The sequence below is a fragment of the Variovorax sp. LjRoot130 genome (assembly GCF_964253755.1).
Classification (GTDB): domain Bacteria; phylum Pseudomonadota; class Gammaproteobacteria; order Burkholderiales; family Burkholderiaceae_C; genus Variovorax.
In genome coordinates this window covers 641,369-655,659 of the sequence record NZ_CAXURM020000001.1, presented here as the reverse complement: position 1 = coordinate 655,659, position 14,291 = coordinate 641,369, and the positions used below count along the sequence as shown (strand labels likewise).

The following is a 14,291-nucleotide window of genomic DNA, read 5'->3' as shown; positions in this document are numbered from 1 at the left end:
CGCAGCCTCAGAGTACTTCCTCGTGGGTCGCTGCCTCGGCGCCCGGATCCGAGAGGATGAGCGCCGCGCGATAGGCAGCGCGCCCCGCAATCTTGGTTTCCGCGGCCAGCTTTTTCCACAGCTGTTCCCGCTCGACCGGCGACAGGGCTGCGGGCTGATCGATCAATGAATGCGCAATCGCCAGCAGCGAAATAGCCGAAGTCAGGCAAAAACTGAGCGCCGATGTCGTGGGACGGCTGCGGTAATTCGCCTGTTCGCCGCGACGAATCTGGTCTTCCTCGCTCGGACTGAGAGAAAGGAGATCGGTCGTCGGGTGAAATGGAACGGCAGGCTCGTCATTGAAAATATAGTCGACCGCCTGCTCGACAGCGCCCATTGCGTTTTCAATCAGATTTCGCGAAATCGAAGGGTCGATCATGAAAGTCCCTTATTTGCGCAATTCACAGACTTCTCGTCCTTCAACTGTTCTCGAATCGGCCAGATGTTACACATGTCACGCGCACGCATCCGTGATCTTTGTCACACGGCGTGGGCGTTTTAGACTCGTTTCACGGTGGAAAGAGTAATTTGGTACTAACAGAAAACTGGGAGCGAAACGCCCTTGGGACAGATCCCAAAATCGATGGCGCGCAGTCTTTTCTTTAGCAGCCGGAAAGCAAAACGCCCACTCGAGGTGGGCGTTTTGCTTTTTCAGCAACAACCTTTTGGGTTGCCGGAAATTTGGTTGCGCGAGCAAGATTTGAACTTGCGACCTTTGGGTTATGAGCCCAACGAGCTACCAGGCTGCTCCATCGCGCGGCAAGATGGAATTATAGCTTATTCTTCGCCGGCCTGCTCGTCGGCAGGGGCTTCCGTCACTTCGGGACGATCGACCAGTTCGACCAGCGCCATCGGCGCGTTGTCGCCCACGCGGAAACCCATTTTCAGGATGCGCGTGTAGCCGCCCGGACGTGCCTGGTAGCGCGGGCCGAGTTCGCCGAACAGCTTGACCACGCTGTCGCGGTCGCGCAGGCGATCGAAAGCCAGGCGCTTGTTGGCGACCGTCGGCTTCTTGGCCAGGGTGATCATCGGCTCGATGACGCGGCGCAGTTCCTTGGCCTTGGGGACCGTGGTCTTGATGACCTCATGCTCGATGAGCGAGTTCATCATGTTCTGCAGCATCGCGAGGCGGTGCGAGCTGGTGCGGTTGAGTTTGCGGAGTCCGTGTCCGTGACGCATGGTGCTTTTCCTTTACTTTATAAAAACAGGCAGCCGTGTCAGGTACTGCCCGGTGCAACACACAGGTGTGGTGATTCTTAACGCTTATCGAGGCCGGCCGGTGGCCAGCTTTCAAGCTTCATGCCCAAGGTCAGGCCGCGCGAGGCGAGCACTTCCTTGATTTCGTTGAGCGACTTGCGACCCAGGTTCGGGGTCTTGAGCAGCTCGTTCTCGGTGCGCTGGATCAGGTCACCGATGTAGTAGATGTTTTCGGCCTTCAGGCAGTTGGCCGAACGCACCGTGAGTTCGAGCTCGTCGACCGGGCGCAGCAGGATCGGATCGAACTGCTGGGCGCTGCGCGGCGCGGGTGCATCGAACGCAGCGAGTTCGCCGCCTTCGAGCTGCGCGAACACGGCCAGTTGCTCGACCAGGATCTTGGCCGAGGCGCGAACCGCGTCTTCGGCGGTGATCGCGCCGTTGGTCTCGATCTCGACCAGGAGCTTGTCGAGGTCGGTACGCTGCTCGACGCGGGCGCTTTCGACCGTGTAGCTCACGCGCTTGACCGGCGAGAACGAGGCGTCGAGCACGATACGGCCGATCGACTTGGTCGGCTCGTCCGCGTAGCGGCGCATCGTGCCGGGCACATAGCCGCGGCCCTTCTCGACCTTGATCTGCATGTCGAGCTTGCCGCCCTGCGACAGGTGGGCGATCACGTGGTCGGGGTTGATGATCTCGACGTCGTGCGGCGTCTGGATATCCGACGCGGTCACCGCGCCTTCGCCGTCCTTGCGCAGGCTCAGCGTGACTTCATCGCGGTTGTGGAGCTTGAACACCACGCCCTTGAGGTTCAGCAGGATGTTGACGACGTCTTCCTGCACGCCGTCGATCGACGAGTACTCATGCAGCACGCCGGCGATCGTCACTTCGGTGGCGGAGTAACCGACCATCGACGACAGCAGCACGCGGCGCAGCGCGTTGCCGAGCGTGTGGCCGTAGCCGCGCTCGAAGGGCTCGAGCGTGACCTTGGCCTTGTTGGCGGCAAGTTGCTCGACCTGGATGGTCTTGGGTTTCAGCAGGGTGGTTTGCATGCAGAACTTCCTCTCAATACCCCCGGCTCGTTACACCGGTAAGGCTGGTGAAGTGCCCGGCCGCGGTGCCCGCGGCAGGGAACAAAAAATCAAAGTCCGGGCCGCCGGATGGCGGCACGTTTTCGCCTGTTACCTCGAATACAGTTCGACGATCAGCGATTCGTTGATGTCGGCCGCGAATTCGTCGCGATCGGGCACCTTCTTGAAGGTGCCTTCGCCCTTGTCGGCATTCACTTCGACCCAGGCCGGAATGCCGACCTGCTGGGCGAGTTGCAGCGCTTCGGCGATGCGGGTCTGCTTCTTCGACTTATCGCGCACGGCAATCACGTCGCCGGTCTTGACCAGGTACGACGGGATGTTGACCGACTGGCCGTTCACCGTGATCGCCTTGTGCGAGACCAGCTGGCGCGCTTCGGCGCGCGTGGAGCCGAAGCCCATGCGGTAGACCACGTTGTCCAGGCGCGATTCGAGGATGAACAGCAGGTTGGCGCCGGTGTTGCCACGGCGGCGATCGGCTTCCTCGAAGTAGCGGCGGAACTGCTTCTCGAGCACGCCGTACATGCGCTTGACCTTCTGCTTCTCGCGCAGCTGCAGACCGAAGTCGGAGGTGCGCTGACCAGAAGTGCGGCCATGCTGGCCGGGCTTGGAGTCGAACTTGGCCTTGTCCTGGATCGAACGGCGGGCGCTCTTCAGGAACAGGTCGGTGCCTTCGCGGCGGGAAAGTTTGGCCTTGGGGCCGAGGTAGCGTGCCACTTGATCTTCCTTTGTGTCATCTGCCGCAGAGGCTGTCTGCGGGAGCCATCAGCGGCGTGCCGATGGCGGTGGGCTTGTTGAAAAAACAAAACGCGCAGCCGGCTCGAAAGCTGACTGCGCCGGGCGTCCTCGCCTTAGATGCGACGGCGCTTTTGCGGGCGGCAGCCGTTGTGCGGAACCGGCGTCACATCGGCGATCGAGTTGATGCGGATGCCGAGCGCGGCGAGCGCGCGCACCGACGATTCGCGTCCCGGGCCCGGGCCCTTGATCTCGACGTCGAGGTTCTTGATGCCTTGTTCCACCGCAGCGCGACCGGCGACTTCCGAAGCGACCTGCGCAGCGAACGGCGTCGACTTGCGCGAGCCCTTGAAGCCCTGGCCACCCGACGACGCCCACGACAGAGCGTTGCCCTGGCGATCGGTGATCGTGATGATCGTGTTGTTGAACGAGGCGTGCACGTGCGCGACGCCGTCCGCCACGTTCTTGCGGACCTTCTTGCGAACGCGTTGCGCTGCGTTGTTGGCAGGAGCTTTAGCCATGCTGATCTATCCTTATTTCTTCAGGGACTGCGCGGCCTTGCGCGGACCCTTGCGGGTGCGGGCGTTGGTGCGCGTGCGCTGGCCGCGCATCGGCAGGCCGCGACGGTGACGGAAGCCGCGGTAGCAGCCGATGTCCATCAAGCGCTTGATGTTCATCGTCGTTTCGCGACGCAGGTCACCTTCGATGGTGAAGAGCGCGATCTGGTCGCGGATCTTCTCGAGATCGGCGTCGGTCAGATCCTTGATCTTCTTCGAATATTCGATGCCGCTCGCTTCGCAGATCTTGCGGGCGCGGGTGCGACCGATGCCGAAGATGGCGGTCAGGCCGATCTCAGCGTGCTTGTGCGGCGGAATGTTGATGCCAGCAATACGTGCCATGTGCGTCCTCTAATACTCTTTCAATCAACCCTGGCGCTGCTTGTGGCGCGGGTCGGTACAGATCACGCGCACCACACCCTTGCGGCGGATGATCTTGCAATTACGGCAAATGGTTTTGACCGAAGCCGAAACTCTCATTTCATTCTCCTAAAACTCTGTCCAACCCGGCGACTCATTTCGCCCGAAACACAATGCGCGCCCGGCTCAAGTCATAGGGCGTCAACTCGACGGTGACCTTGTCACCTGGAAGGATGCGGATGTAGTGCATCCGCATCTTTCCGGAAATATGCCCCAGCACGATGTGTCCATTTTCCAGCTTCACCCGGAAGGTCGCATTCGGCAGGTTCTCCTGAACCTCGCCTTGCATCTGGATGACATCGTCCTTCGACATCTCAATCGCCTAGGAAGTCTTGAAATTGGCTTTCTTTAGCAGCGATTCGTACTGCTGCGACATCATGTAGTTCTGCACTTGGGCCATGAAGTCCATCGTGACAACCACGATGATCAGCAGAGAGGTGCCGCCAAAATAGAACGGCACGTTGTATTTCAGGATCAGGAACTCGGGCAGCAGGCAGACGAAGGTGATGTACACCGCGCCGGCCAGCGTCAGACGAACCAGGATCTTGTCGATATAGCGCGCGGTCTGGTCACCTGGGCGAATGCCTGGAATGAACGCACCGCTCTTCTTCAGGTTGTCGGCCGTCTCGCGGCTGTTGAACACGAGCGCCGTGTAGAAGAAGCAGAAGAACACGATCGCGGTGGCATAGAGCAGCACGTAGATCGGCTGCCCCGGCGTCAGCGCGCTCGCGATGTCCTTGATCCAGCGCATGCTCTCGCCGGTGCTGAACCAGCCCACGACCGTGGTCGGCAGCAGGATGATCGACGACGCGAAGATCGGCGGGATCACGCCAGCCATGTTCAGCTTCAGCGGCAGGTGCGAGGACTGGCCGCCGTAGACCTTGTTGCCGACCTGGCGCCGCGCGTAGTTCACGAGGATCTTGCGCTGACCGCGTTCGACGAACACGACGAAGTAGGTCACCAGGATGACCACCGCGACGATGAACAGCGCGACGATCACGTTCATGGCGCCGGTGCGCACCAGTTCGAGCAATCCGCCGATCGCGCTCGGCAGGCCGGCCGCGATGCCCGCGAAGATCAGGATCGAAATCCCGTTGCCGAGGCCGCGCTCGGTGATCTGCTCGCCGAGCCACATCAGGAACATCGAGCCGGCCGTGAGGCTGACCATCGCCGTGATGCGGAAGCCGAAGCCGGGCGAAATCACGAGGCCTGCCGACGATTCCAGCGCGACCGCGATGCTGAAGGACTGGAACAGCGCCAGGCCCAGCGTGCCGTAGCGCGTGTACTGGGTGATCTTGCGCCGGCCGGTTTCGCCTTCCTTCTTCAATTGCTCGAAGGTCGGCACCACGTAGGTCATCAACTGCATGATGATCGACGCGGAGATGTACGGCATGATGCCCAGCGCGAACACGGTGAAGCGCGACAGCGCCCCGCCCGAGAACATGTTGAACAGGCTCAGGATGCCGCCCTGCTGGCCCTGGAACAGCTGCGCGAGTTGGTCCGGGTTGATGCCCGGCACCGGAATGTGAGCTCCGATGCGATAGACCACGAGCGCGAGCAGCAAAAAGACGAGCCGGCGACGCAGGTCGCCGAACTTGCCTGTTTTTGCGAGCGTTGCCGCGTTGGTTGCCACGAAGACTTCTTTCAGTCCGATCAGGCCACGCTGCCGCCGGCTGCTTCGATCGCAGCCTTGGCGCCGGCGCTCGCACCGATGCCGGTCAGCTTGACGGCCTTGGTGAGTTCACCCGACTTGATGACCTTGACGACCTTGGCGATCTGACCGACCAGGCCTGCTTGCTTGAGCGCCAGCACGTCGACTTCGGCCAGGCCGAGCTTCTCGAGCGAGGTCAGCGTTACTTCGGCGTTGTACTTGAGCAGCTGCGACTTGAAGCCGCGCTTGGGCAGGCGACGCTGCAGCGGCATCTGGCCGCCTTCGAAGCCGACCTTGTGGAAACCGCCCGCACGCGACTTCTGACCCTTGTGACCGCGACCCGCGGTCTTGCCCAGGCCGGAGCCGATGCCGCGGCCGACACGGCGCTTGGCGTGCTTGGAGCCGTCAGCCGGCTTGATGCCATTGAGTTCCATATACGTCTCTCTCAGCGACTCTGTTTAGAGCACTTTGACCAGATAACTGATCTTGTTGATCATGCCGCGCACCGCGGGCGTGTCCTGCAGCTCGCTCACGCTGTTGAGCTTGCGCAGGCCGAGGCCACGCACGGTGGCGCGATGCGATTCCTTGGTGCCGATCGGGCTCTTGACCAATTGCACCTTGAGGGTTTGTTGTTGCGTCGTCATGTCGATGCTCCCGTTCAGGCGAAGAGTTGTTCGACGGTCAGGCCGCGCTTGGCAGCGACTTCGGACGCCGTCGTCGAATTCTTCAGGCCGTCCAGCGTGGCACGGACCATGTTGTAGGGGTTCGAGGAACCATGGCTCTTGGCCACGATGTCGGTGATGCCCATGACTTCGAACACGGCGCGCATCGGGCCGCCGGCGATGATGCCGGTACCCTTCGGGGCCGGGATCATGACCACCGAGGCAGCGCCCCAATGGCCCGTCACGCGGTGATGCAGCGTGCCGTTCTTGATCGAGATCTTCGCGAGGTTGCGACGCGCTTCTTCCATCGCCTTCTGCACGGCGGCCGGCACTTCCTTCGACTTGCCCTTGCCCATGCCGACGCGGCCGTCGCCGTCACCCACCACAGTGAGTGCCGCGAAACCGAGGATACGACCGCCCTTCACCACCTTGGTGACGCGGTTGATCGCGATCATCTTCTCGCGCAGACCGTCTTCGGGGCCTTCGCTCTGCGTTCTTGCCTGAATCTTTGCCATTTTGAATCTCGTGTCCGGTTAGAACTGCAGGCCGGCTTCGCGAGCCGCATCGGCCAGCGCCTTGACGCGGCCGTGGTAGGCGAAACCTGCGCGGTCGAAAGCGACCTTCTCGATGCCGGCGGCCTTCGCCTTTTCAGCGATGCGCTTGCCGACCACGGTGGCCGCAGCGGCGTTGCCGCCCTTGCCGGAACCACCCAGCGAGGTACGCACTTCGGCTTCGGCCGTCGATGCAGTGGCAATCACCTTGGTGCCGTCGTCGGAGATGACGGTGGCGTAGATGTGCAGATTGGTGCGGTTCACCGTCAGGCGCGCCACGCCTTGCGTCGCAATGCGGATGCGGGTCTGGCGCGAACGGCGAAGACGCTGTGCTTTTTTGGTCAACATCATTTTGCTGCCCCTTACTTCTTCTTGGTCTCTTTGATCACGATCTTCTCGTCCGCATAGCGGATGCCCTTGCCCTTGTAAGGCTCGGGCGGACGAATCGCGCGGATCTCAGCGGCCACTTGGCCGACGCGTTGGCGGTCGGCACCCTTGATCACGATTTCGGTCGGCGTCGCCGTCGCCACCGTGATGCCTTGCGGCATGTCGATGTTGACCGGATGCGAGTAACCGACTTGCAGGTTCAGCTTGGCGCCCTGCGCCTGGGCCTTGTAGCCCACGCCGATCAGGCTCAGCTTCTTCTCGAAGCCCTTGGTCACACCGACCACCATGTTGTTCACCAGCTGGCGAACCGTGCCGCTCATCGCGTTGGCTTCACGCGATTCGTTGGCGGGTTCGAAGCTCAGCTTGCCGTCTTTGCTGACGACATTGACCAGCGCGTTCAACGCCAGGTTGAGCGTGCCGCCCGTGCCCTTGACGCTGATCTGGTCTTCCTTGATCGACACATCCACGCCTGCGGGGATGGCGACCGGCATTTTTCCTACTCGGGACATTTCAGTTTCTCCTCGATGTCTCGTTTAGGCGACGTAGCACAGCACTTCGCCACCGACACCGGTAGCGCGGGCCTTGCGGTCGGTCATCACGCCCTTGGGGGTCGTGACGATAGCAACGCCGAGGCCGTTCTGGACTTGCGGAATCGCGGCGCTGGCCTTGTAGACGCGCAGGCCGGGACGACTCACGCGCTCGATGCGCTCGATGACCGGGCGGCCAGCGTAGTACTTCAGTGCAATTTCGAGTTCGGTCTTGCCGGCTTCGGTCTTGACCTGGAAGCCGTCGATGTAGCCCTCGTCCTTCAGCACCTGTGCGATCGCGATCTTCACCTTGGAAGACGGGACCGACACGGTGGGCTTCGCCACCATCTGCGCGTTGCGGATACGCGTCAGCAGGTCGGCAATGGGATCACTCATGCTCATATTGTTTGCTCCTGCCTGGCTTACCAGCTGGCCTTGGTGACACCGGGGATGTCGCCAGCGAAAGCCAGTTCACGGATCTTGGCGCGGGCCAGACCGAATTGGCGGAAGGTGCCGCGCGGGCGGCCGGTGATTTCGCAGCGGTTGCGCTGGCGCGTCGGGTTGGCGTTGCGCGGGAGCTTCTGCAGGCCCAGGCGGGCGGCTGCGCGCTCTTCGTCGCTCTTCTTCGCGTCGTTGGCGATCGCCTTCAGCTCCGCGTGCTTGGCGGCGTACTTTGCGACCAGTTTGTCGCGCTTGAGTTCGCGCTCGATCAAAGCTACTTTAGCCACAAATCACCTCAGTTCTTGAACGGGAAACGGAAGCCCGCGAGAAGCGCCTTGGCCTCTTCGTCGGTCTTGGCCGTCGTCGTGATGCTGATATTGAGACCGCGCAGGGCATCGACCTTGTCGTATTCGATCTCGGGGAAAATGATCTGCTCTTTCACGCCGATGTTGTAGTTGCCGCGGCCGTCGAACGCACGGCCGGAAATGCCGCGGAAGTCGCGCACGCGCGGCAGGGCCACGGTCACGAAACGGTCCAGGAACTCATACATCTGCACGCCGCGCAGCGTGACCATGCAGCCGATCGGCTGGTTCTCGCGAATCTTGAAGCCGGCGATCGCCTTCTTCGACTTGGTCACGACCGGCTTCTGGCCGGCGATCTTGGTCAGGTCGGCGACGGCGTTGTCGAGGACCTTCTTGTCGGCGACCGCTTCGCCCACACCCATGTTGAGCGTGATCTTGGTCAGACGCGGAACCTGCATCGGCGACTTGTAGCCGAACTTTTCGGTCAGGTCTTTCGCGACTTTTTCGCGATAGTGTTGTTGGAGACGTGCCATGTAAGTACCCCTTAGGCGGTCTTGATTTCGTCGCCGCTGGACTTGAAGACGCGCACGCGCTTGCCGTCCGTGACCTTGATGCCCACGCGATCGGCCTTGCCGGTCGCGGCATTGAAGATCGCCACGTTGGATTGGTGAATCGGCATGGCCTTCTCGACGATGCCACCGGTCGTGCCCTTGAGCGGGTTCGGCTTGGTGTGCTTCTTGACCAGATTGATGCCGTCGACGATCAGGTGCGAGTCGTCCTTGCGCAGCGACACCGTGCCGCGCTTGCCCTTGTCGCGCCCGGCCAACACGATGACCTGGTCGCCTTTGCGAATCTTGTTCATGGCGTTGTTGTCCTTACAGAACTTCGGGGGCCAGCGACACGATCTTCATGAACTTCTCGGTGCGCAGTTCGCGCGTGACCGGTCCGAAGATGCGGGTGCCGATGGGCTCCAGCTTGGCGTTGAGCAGAACGGCGGCATTGCCGTCGAACTTGACGAGCGAACCGTCGCTGCGACGGATGCCCTTGGCGGTACGGACCACCACTGCGCTGTAGATCTCGCCCTTCTTGACGCGACCACGCGGAGCGGCTTCCTTGATGCTGACCTTGATGACGTCGCCCACGCTGGCATAACGCCGCTTGGAGCCGCCGAGCACCTTGATACACAGGACGGATTTCGCGCCCGTGTTGTCGGCCACATCGAGCCGGGATTCAGTTTGGATCATGTCTAGTAGTTCCCAACTTGTACCGCTCATCTCCCCAGGATTTCCCTGCGAAGGCTCTGCGGTCAGTCTTGGGCCCGTCGTCCGCGCATCAAAACCACTTTGATGCGCCTCCGTTGGGCAGAAGCTTCGCCTTTTGAAAAGCGAAGCCCGCGATTGTTGCACGGCCTATGAGTACTGTCAACCGGCCAATCCGTGACGCTGCACAACACTCAGCGATTATTTTTAGATGTGAGCGCGCGCTTTCAAAAACTGCCTGCTTCTGCATTGCCGGGCACTGGCGAGCGGCGACAATTTCGGTCCGGCCGCTGCCGCGAGAGCGCTGGGCCATCGTTGAGTGTCACGGAATAAGTCATGAACATCGCAGTCACCTTCCTGCCCCGCCGGGAACCGACCCCTTTGCCGCCGATCGGATTCATCGGCGGCGGCAACATGGCCAGCGCCATCATCGGCGGGCTCATCAAGCGGGACGTCCCTGCAGAGACCTTCGAAGTGGTCGAACCTTTTGCCGAAGCCCGCGCACGGCTCCTGCACGACTTTGGCATCACCGCCCAACCCGAGGCCGGTGCCGCTCTCGCGCGTTGCGCCGTCGTGGTCTGGGCCGTCAAGCCGCAGAGCTTTGCGGAGGCCGCGCGACCGGTCCGCGCTCTGGCGAGCGAGGCGCTGCATCTCAGCGTCGCGGCGGGCATCCCCTCCGACAGCATCGCGCGCTGGCTGGCCACGGAGCGCGTGGTGCGTGCCATGCCCAATACGCCGGCCCTGGTCGGCCAGGGCATGACCGGCCTGTTCGCGCGCCCGGCGGTCGATGCCGCCGGCCGCAAGCTGGCCGAGCAGGTGCTGGATGCCACCGGCGACCTGCTGTGGGTCGATGCCGAAGGCGCGCTCGATGCTGTGACCGCGGTCTCGGGCTCGGGCCCCGCTTATGTCTTCTATTTCATCGAGGCCATGACGGAGGCCGGCGTCGAGCTGGGCCTCTCGCCCGAGCAGGCGCATCGCCTCGCCGTGGGCACCTTCAGCGGCGCATCGGCCCTGGCCGGCAATGCGAGCGAGCCGCCCGCGGTGCTGCGCGAGCGCGTGACCTCCAAGGGCGGCACCACCTATGCAGCGATCAGCTCGCTCGAGAGCGCGGACGTCAAGGCGAAGTTCAAGGCCGCGATCCGCGCCGCACACCAGCGCGCCGGCGAACTCGCCAAGGAATTCGGCCGCGATTGAGGCAGCGCGGCTTCAGCGCAGCGCGTAGCCGGCCACGACACCGGCAAACACGGTGAAGCCCAGCCAGTGGTTGAGCCGGAAGGCCTTGAAGCAGCCGTCACGCGTGCGGTCGCGAATCAGCCGCCAATGCCACAGCGCCTGCGCCGCCGCGATGCCGATGGCGGCGAAGAAGGCGGGGCCCAGGGCCTCGCTCGCGCCGGCCGCGGCCCACACCGCCAGAAAGATCGCGTAGCTCGCCATCACGGCCGCAACATCGAAGCGGCCGAAGGTGATGGCCGAGGTCTTCATGCCGATCCTCAGGTCGTCGTCGCGATCAACCATCGCGTACTCGGTGTCGTAGGCCAGCACCCAGAACAGGTTGCCCGCCAGCAGCCACCACGCGAAAGCCGGCACGCTGGACTGCACGGCCGCGAAGGCCATCGGGATGCCGAAGCTGAATGCGATGCCCAGCACCGCCTGCGGAATCGACACGAAGCGCTTGGCATACGGATAGATCAGGGTCACAGCCAAGGCCGCGAACGACCACAGCACGGTGACGCGGTTGGTCGTGAGCACCAGCGCAAAGGCGGCCAGCGCGAGCACCGCCCCCACGGCGAGCGCCTCCTTGACCGAGATGGCGCCGCTGGTGACGGGCCGCTGGGCGGTGCGCTTGACATGGCGGTCGAAATCGCGATCGGCCACGTCGTTGACGCAGCAGCCGGCGCTGCGCATGAGGATGGTGCCCAGCACGAACACGGTGAGCAGGTGCCAGCCCGGCCAGCCTCCGGCGGCAAACCACAGGGCGCCGAGCGACGGCCACAGCAGCAGCAGCCAACCGGCGGGACGATTCCAGCGGATCAGGTCCAGGTAGAGCGAGAGGCGGCCGCGCGGCGCGGCAGCAGTGGATGCGGACATGGGCCGATTTTGCGTCACGCCAAATAGACGCCCTCGTTTGCCACACTAGAATCCGGCGGTTCGCGCGACGCGATCACCCTTTGCATCGAGCCCGGCCCAGCGCCAGGACTTCCGCGCAAAAGGCACCCAACCCAGACATTTCCAGGCAGGGCACATCCGGTTTAGTCATCGCTTCGATGGCGAGCCGCGTGGCGCTTCGCGATCCGGTTCTTGCCCTGAAGGAAATCCATGTCTCTACGCCCACGCGCGCTGCGCCCACGCCTGCGCCATCTGCCCCTGACCGCTGCCGCGCTCGCCTTGCTGCATTGCACGGCGCAGGCCCAGAACAACACGCTGAAGGAAATCACGGTCAGCACGGAGCAAGACGCCGGGTACGCCCCGGCCGCCAGCAGCACCGCCACCAAGGGCAGCGCACCGCTGCGCGACATACCGCAAGCCGTCAACGTGCTGCCGGCGCAATTGCTGCGCGATCAAGGCGTCACCTCGATGCAGGATGCGTTGCGCAATGCGCCGGGCGTCTCCTTCAGCAGCGGCGACGGCCAGCGCGACCAGGTGGTCATCCGCGGCTTCACCGCCATCGCCGACTGGTTCGTGGATGGTGTGCGCGACGACGCGCTGTACTTCCGCGACCTGTCGGATACCGAGCGCATCGAGGTGCTCAAGGGACCGGCCGCAGTGCTCTACGGCCGCGGGTCGTCGGGCGGCCTGATCAACCGCGTCACGAAGAAGCCGGTATTTGGAGAGTCCTTCGGCGAGGTGTCGCTCGGCCTGGGAAGCCACGACTTCAAGCGCGCGACCGCGGACCTCAACACGCCCATCGGCGAGAACATGGCGTTCCGACTCAACGTCGCCCGCGAGAAGTCGGGCAGCTACCGCGACCAGCAGTTCATCGACCGCTACAGCATCGCGCCCTCGCTCGCGATGAAGTTCAGCCCGCAGACCGACCTGCTGCTGCAATACACCAACGCCCACGACCAGCGGCTGACGGATTTCGGCATCCCGGCGCTCAACGGCCGGCCGGTCGACGTGCCGATCGGCACCTACTACGGCTCCGCCCTGGCCAAGCGCGACGACACGAGCACCTCCAAGGTCCAGTCTTTCACCGCCACGCTGAACCATCGTTTCAGCGATGAACTGAACCTGCGCAACACGACGCGCTACTCCAGCTACCACCTGGATCGCTACAACACGCTGCCCAGCGGCACCACCGACCCCGTGCGCCTGACCGTGGGCCGCACCCGCGGCTTCGTCGATCGGGACGAGAGCGGCTGGTTCAACCAGACCGACTTGACGTGGCGCAACGACATCGGCGGCTTCAAGCAGGAATGGCTCGTCGGCACGGAGTTCGGCGTGCAGGACAAGCGCGCCTATTCCGTGTCCTCGGCCGTCGGTTTTCAGCGCGTCAGCATCTTCAATCCTGTCGCTGTTCCGCCACCCATCCCGCTCGCCAACTATCTGGCGACGAGCGCGATTCCCAGCAACTCCACCTTCAAAACCTCTGCGCTGTACGCGCAGAACCAGATCACGTTGGCGCCGCAATGGAAGGCGCTGGTCGGCGGGCGCTACGACGTGTTCGACCAGGAGACCTCGTTCGAGCGCAGTCTCCCGACCCTGACGCGCACCGACAAGAAGTTCAGCCCGCGCGCCGGCCTGGTGTGGCAGCCCGGCGAGGCGCAGTCCTACTACCTGTCGTACAGCCGCTCCTTCCAGCCCTCGGCGGAAACCTTCGCGCTCTCGGCCAGCAACGCGGACAACGCACCCGAGATCACGGTCAACAAGGAGATCGGCGCCAAGCTGGACTTCCTGGACGGTGCGCTCAGCTTCACGGCCGCGGCCTTCAACCTGGAGCGCTCGGGCATCAAGAACAGCGATCCGGCCAATCCGGCGCGGCAGATCAACGTGGGCACGCAGCGCACCAACGGACTGGAACTCACGCTCGCCGGCAAGCTGCCGGGGCGCTGGGACGTGAGCGCGGGCTATGCCTACCTGGACGGGCGGATGGTCAAGTCGGTGGCCACCGTCAGTTCACTGCAACTGCCGGTCGGTGCACCCATCCCGGTCCAGGGCAAGGTCGCACCGCTCACGCCGCGGCACTCGGCCTTCGTCTGGCTCATGAAGGACCTGGGCCATGGCTTCAGCGCGGGCGGCGGCCTGAACTACGTGGCCGCGCGCTACGCCTCGCTGACCAACCTGGTGACCCTGCCAGGCTACATGACGGCCGACCTGGCGGGCAGCTACAAGACGGATCGCTACGAGTTGGCGCTGAACCTGAAGAACATCTTCGACAAGAAGCACTACATCTCGGCCCACGGCAGCGTCGACAACCTGATCATTCCGGGTCCGCCGCGCGAACTGCAGCTGACCCTGCGCGCCAAGTTCTGATCGGGGCG

General features: G+C 63.3%; 22 protein-coding genes and 1 tRNA gene. 2 read left to right on the top strand and 21 right to left on the bottom strand.

All coding sequences use genetic code 11. The annotated features are described in order from the left end of the window. Positions 1-7 precede the first annotated feature (7 nt). The 20 genes from ACSQ86_RS03430 to rplN all read right to left on the bottom strand — a co-directional run bounded on the left by ACSQ86_RS03430 (position 8) and on the right by rplN (position 9,798). On the bottom strand, positions 8-418 hold the full coding sequence (locus tag ACSQ86_RS03430) for a hypothetical protein (RefSeq protein ID WP_139191665.1): 411 nt from the start codon (positions 416-418) through the stop codon (positions 8-10). A gap of 303 nt (positions 419-721) precedes the next feature. Continuing rightward, positions 722-798: transfer RNA gene (locus tag ACSQ86_RS03425), tRNA-Met, on the bottom strand. A gap of 18 nt (positions 799-816) precedes the next feature. Beyond that, positions 817-1,218, bottom strand: a complete 402-nt coding sequence (gene rplQ, locus ACSQ86_RS03420; protein ID WP_093105301.1) for a 50S ribosomal protein L17 — start codon at positions 1,216-1,218, stop codon at positions 817-819. A 77-nt stretch (positions 1,219-1,295) separates the two neighbouring features. Beyond that, on the bottom strand, positions 1,296-2,285 hold the full coding sequence (locus tag ACSQ86_RS03415) for a DNA-directed RNA polymerase subunit alpha (RefSeq protein ID WP_028250818.1): 990 nt from the start codon (positions 2,283-2,285) through the stop codon (positions 1,296-1,298). Positions 2,286-2,414: 129 nt separating this feature from the next. Continuing rightward, complete coding sequence (rpsD, locus tag ACSQ86_RS03410; RefSeq protein WP_093105298.1) at positions 2,415-3,038, bottom strand: 30S ribosomal protein S4; 624 nt, start codon at positions 3,036-3,038, stop codon at positions 2,415-2,417. A 134-nt stretch (positions 3,039-3,172) separates the two neighbouring features. Next, positions 3,173-3,577, bottom strand: coding sequence for a 30S ribosomal protein S11 (gene rpsK / locus ACSQ86_RS03405; protein WP_068674563.1), 405 nt, complete (start codon positions 3,575-3,577; stop codon positions 3,173-3,175). Between the two features lie 12 nt (positions 3,578-3,589). Beyond that, positions 3,590-3,955: a 30S ribosomal protein S13 gene (gene rpsM / locus ACSQ86_RS03400; RefSeq protein ID WP_019653977.1), complete on the bottom strand. Its 366-nt coding sequence runs from the start codon at positions 3,953-3,955 to the stop codon at positions 3,590-3,592. A gap of 24 nt (positions 3,956-3,979) precedes the next feature. After that, positions 3,980-4,093 carry a 50S ribosomal protein L36 gene (gene rpmJ / locus ACSQ86_RS03395; RefSeq protein WP_038201958.1) on the bottom strand — a complete coding sequence of 38 codons (114 nt, stop codon included), beginning with the start codon at positions 4,091-4,093 and terminating at the stop codon, positions 3,980-3,982. A 34-nt stretch (positions 4,094-4,127) separates the two neighbouring features. Continuing rightward, on the bottom strand, positions 4,128-4,346 hold the full coding sequence (gene infA, locus ACSQ86_RS03390) for a translation initiation factor IF-1 (RefSeq protein ID WP_093105295.1): 219 nt from the start codon (positions 4,344-4,346) through the stop codon (positions 4,128-4,130). Between the two features lie 9 nt (positions 4,347-4,355). Beyond that, positions 4,356-5,666: a preprotein translocase subunit SecY gene (secY, locus tag ACSQ86_RS03385; RefSeq protein ID WP_436302676.1), complete on the bottom strand. Its 1,311-nt coding sequence runs from the start codon at positions 5,664-5,666 to the stop codon at positions 4,356-4,358. 20 nt (positions 5,667-5,686) lie between these two features. Then, positions 5,687-6,118 carry a 50S ribosomal protein L15 gene (rplO, locus tag ACSQ86_RS03380; RefSeq protein WP_093105289.1) on the bottom strand — a complete coding sequence of 144 codons (432 nt, stop codon included), beginning with the start codon at positions 6,116-6,118 and terminating at the stop codon, positions 5,687-5,689. 24 nt (positions 6,119-6,142) lie between these two features. After that, positions 6,143-6,328: a 50S ribosomal protein L30 gene (rpmD, locus tag ACSQ86_RS03375; protein WP_009124818.1), complete on the bottom strand. Its 186-nt coding sequence runs from the start codon at positions 6,326-6,328 to the stop codon at positions 6,143-6,145. Positions 6,329-6,342: 14 nt separating this feature from the next. After that, positions 6,343-6,861 carry a 30S ribosomal protein S5 gene (gene rpsE / locus ACSQ86_RS03370; protein ID WP_093105288.1) on the bottom strand — a complete coding sequence of 173 codons (519 nt, stop codon included), beginning with the start codon at positions 6,859-6,861 and terminating at the stop codon, positions 6,343-6,345. Positions 6,862-6,879: 18 nt separating this feature from the next. Beyond that, positions 6,880-7,245 carry a 50S ribosomal protein L18 gene (gene rplR, locus ACSQ86_RS03365; RefSeq protein ID WP_093105479.1) on the bottom strand — a complete coding sequence of 122 codons (366 nt, stop codon included), beginning with the start codon at positions 7,243-7,245 and terminating at the stop codon, positions 6,880-6,882. A gap of 14 nt (positions 7,246-7,259) precedes the next feature. Next, positions 7,260-7,793, bottom strand: coding sequence for a 50S ribosomal protein L6 (gene rplF / locus ACSQ86_RS03360; protein WP_093105285.1), 534 nt, complete (start codon positions 7,791-7,793; stop codon positions 7,260-7,262). A gap of 24 nt (positions 7,794-7,817) precedes the next feature. Further along, positions 7,818-8,213 (bottom strand): 30S ribosomal protein S8, encoded by a 396-nt coding sequence (gene rpsH / locus ACSQ86_RS03355; RefSeq protein ID WP_093105283.1) that lies wholly within the window; start codon positions 8,211-8,213, stop codon positions 7,818-7,820. 20 nt (positions 8,214-8,233) lie between these two features. After that, positions 8,234-8,539: a 30S ribosomal protein S14 gene (gene rpsN, locus ACSQ86_RS03350; protein WP_093105280.1), complete on the bottom strand. Its 306-nt coding sequence runs from the start codon at positions 8,537-8,539 to the stop codon at positions 8,234-8,236. A gap of 8 nt (positions 8,540-8,547) precedes the next feature. Then, on the bottom strand, positions 8,548-9,087 hold the full coding sequence (gene rplE, locus ACSQ86_RS03345; protein WP_093105278.1) for a 50S ribosomal protein L5: 540 nt from the start codon (positions 9,085-9,087) through the stop codon (positions 8,548-8,550). Positions 9,088-9,098: 11 nt separating this feature from the next. After that, positions 9,099-9,416, bottom strand: coding sequence for a 50S ribosomal protein L24 (gene rplX, locus ACSQ86_RS03340; RefSeq protein ID WP_093105275.1), 318 nt, complete (start codon positions 9,414-9,416; stop codon positions 9,099-9,101). A gap of 13 nt (positions 9,417-9,429) precedes the next feature. Continuing rightward, positions 9,430-9,798: a 50S ribosomal protein L14 gene (rplN, locus tag ACSQ86_RS03335; protein WP_093105273.1), complete on the bottom strand. Its 369-nt coding sequence runs from the start codon at positions 9,796-9,798 to the stop codon at positions 9,430-9,432. Positions 9,799-10,149: 351 nt separating this feature from the next. Here rplN and proC point away from each other — a divergent pair, with 351 nt between their 5' ends. Further along, a complete protein-coding gene (gene proC, locus ACSQ86_RS03330) occupies positions 10,150-11,007 on the top strand; it encodes a pyrroline-5-carboxylate reductase (RefSeq protein WP_093105270.1) in 858 nt (285 codons plus the stop codon). A 12-nt stretch (positions 11,008-11,019) separates the two neighbouring features. On the opposite strand, the gene ubiA is transcribed toward proC, so the two are convergent. Continuing rightward, positions 11,020-11,901 carry a 4-hydroxybenzoate octaprenyltransferase gene (ubiA, locus tag ACSQ86_RS03325; protein WP_436302675.1) on the bottom strand — a complete coding sequence of 294 codons (882 nt, stop codon included), beginning with the start codon at positions 11,899-11,901 and terminating at the stop codon, positions 11,020-11,022. 228 nt (positions 11,902-12,129) lie between these two features. Here ubiA and ACSQ86_RS03320 point away from each other — a divergent pair, with 228 nt between their 5' ends. Continuing rightward, positions 12,130-14,283 carry a TonB-dependent receptor gene (locus ACSQ86_RS03320; RefSeq protein ID WP_436308491.1) on the top strand — a complete coding sequence of 718 codons (2,154 nt, stop codon included), beginning with the start codon at positions 12,130-12,132 and terminating at the stop codon, positions 14,281-14,283. The last annotated feature ends 8 nt before the right edge of the window (positions 14,284-14,291 follow it).

Coding starts and splice junctions, on each gene's coding strand:
- ACSQ86_RS03430 (WP_139191665.1), bottom strand. CDS start 418: ATGATCGACCCTTCGATTTCGCGAAATCTGATTGAAAACGCAATGGGC.
- rplQ (WP_093105301.1), bottom strand. CDS start 1,218: ATGCGTCACGGACACGGACTCCGCAAACTCAACCGCACCAGCTCGCAC.
- ACSQ86_RS03415 (WP_028250818.1), bottom strand. CDS start 2,285: ATGCAAACCACCCTGCTGAAACCCAAGACCATCCAGGTCGAGCAACTT.
- rpsK (WP_068674563.1), bottom strand. CDS start 3,577: ATGGCTAAAGCTCCTGCCAACAACGCAGCGCAACGCGTTCGCAAGAAG.
- rpsM (WP_019653977.1), bottom strand. CDS start 3,955: ATGGCACGTATTGCTGGCATCAACATTCCGCCGCACAAGCACGCTGAG.
- rpmJ (WP_038201958.1), bottom strand. CDS start 4,093: ATGAGAGTTTCGGCTTCGGTCAAAACCATTTGCCGTAATTGCAAGATC.
- infA (WP_093105295.1), bottom strand. CDS start 4,346: ATGTCGAAGGACGATGTCATCCAGATGCAAGGCGAGGTTCAGGAGAAC.
- rplO (WP_093105289.1), bottom strand. CDS start 6,118: ATGGAACTCAATGGCATCAAGCCGGCTGACGGCTCCAAGCACGCCAAG.
- rpmD (WP_009124818.1), bottom strand. CDS start 6,328: ATGACGACGCAACAACAAACCCTCAAGGTGCAATTGGTCAAGAGCCCG.
- rpsE (WP_093105288.1), bottom strand. CDS start 6,861: ATGGCAAAGATTCAGGCAAGAACGCAGAGCGAAGGCCCCGAAGACGGT.
- rplR (WP_093105479.1), bottom strand. CDS start 7,245: ATGTTGACCAAAAAAGCACAGCGTCTTCGCCGTTCGCGCCAGACCCGC.
- rplF (WP_093105285.1), bottom strand. CDS start 7,793: ATGTCCCGAGTAGGAAAAATGCCGGTCGCCATCCCCGCAGGCGTGGAT.
- rpsH (WP_093105283.1), bottom strand. CDS start 8,213: ATGAGCATGAGTGATCCCATTGCCGACCTGCTGACGCGTATCCGCAAC.
- rplE (WP_093105278.1), bottom strand. CDS start 9,087: ATGGCACGTCTCCAACAACACTATCGCGAAAAAGTCGCGAAAGACCTG.
- rplX (WP_093105275.1), bottom strand. CDS start 9,416: ATGAACAAGATTCGCAAAGGCGACCAGGTCATCGTGTTGGCCGGGCGC.
- rplN (WP_093105273.1), bottom strand. CDS start 9,798: ATGATCCAAACTGAATCCCGGCTCGATGTGGCCGACAACACGGGCGCG.
- proC (WP_093105270.1), top strand. CDS start 10,150: ATGAACATCGCAGTCACCTTCCTGCCCCGCCGGGAACCGACCCCTTTG.
- ubiA (WP_436302675.1), bottom strand. CDS start 11,901: ATGTCCGCATCCACTGCTGCCGCGCCGCGCGGCCGCCTCTCGCTCTAC.
- ACSQ86_RS03320 (WP_436308491.1), top strand. CDS start 12,130: ATGTCTCTACGCCCACGCGCGCTGCGCCCACGCCTGCGCCATCTGCCC.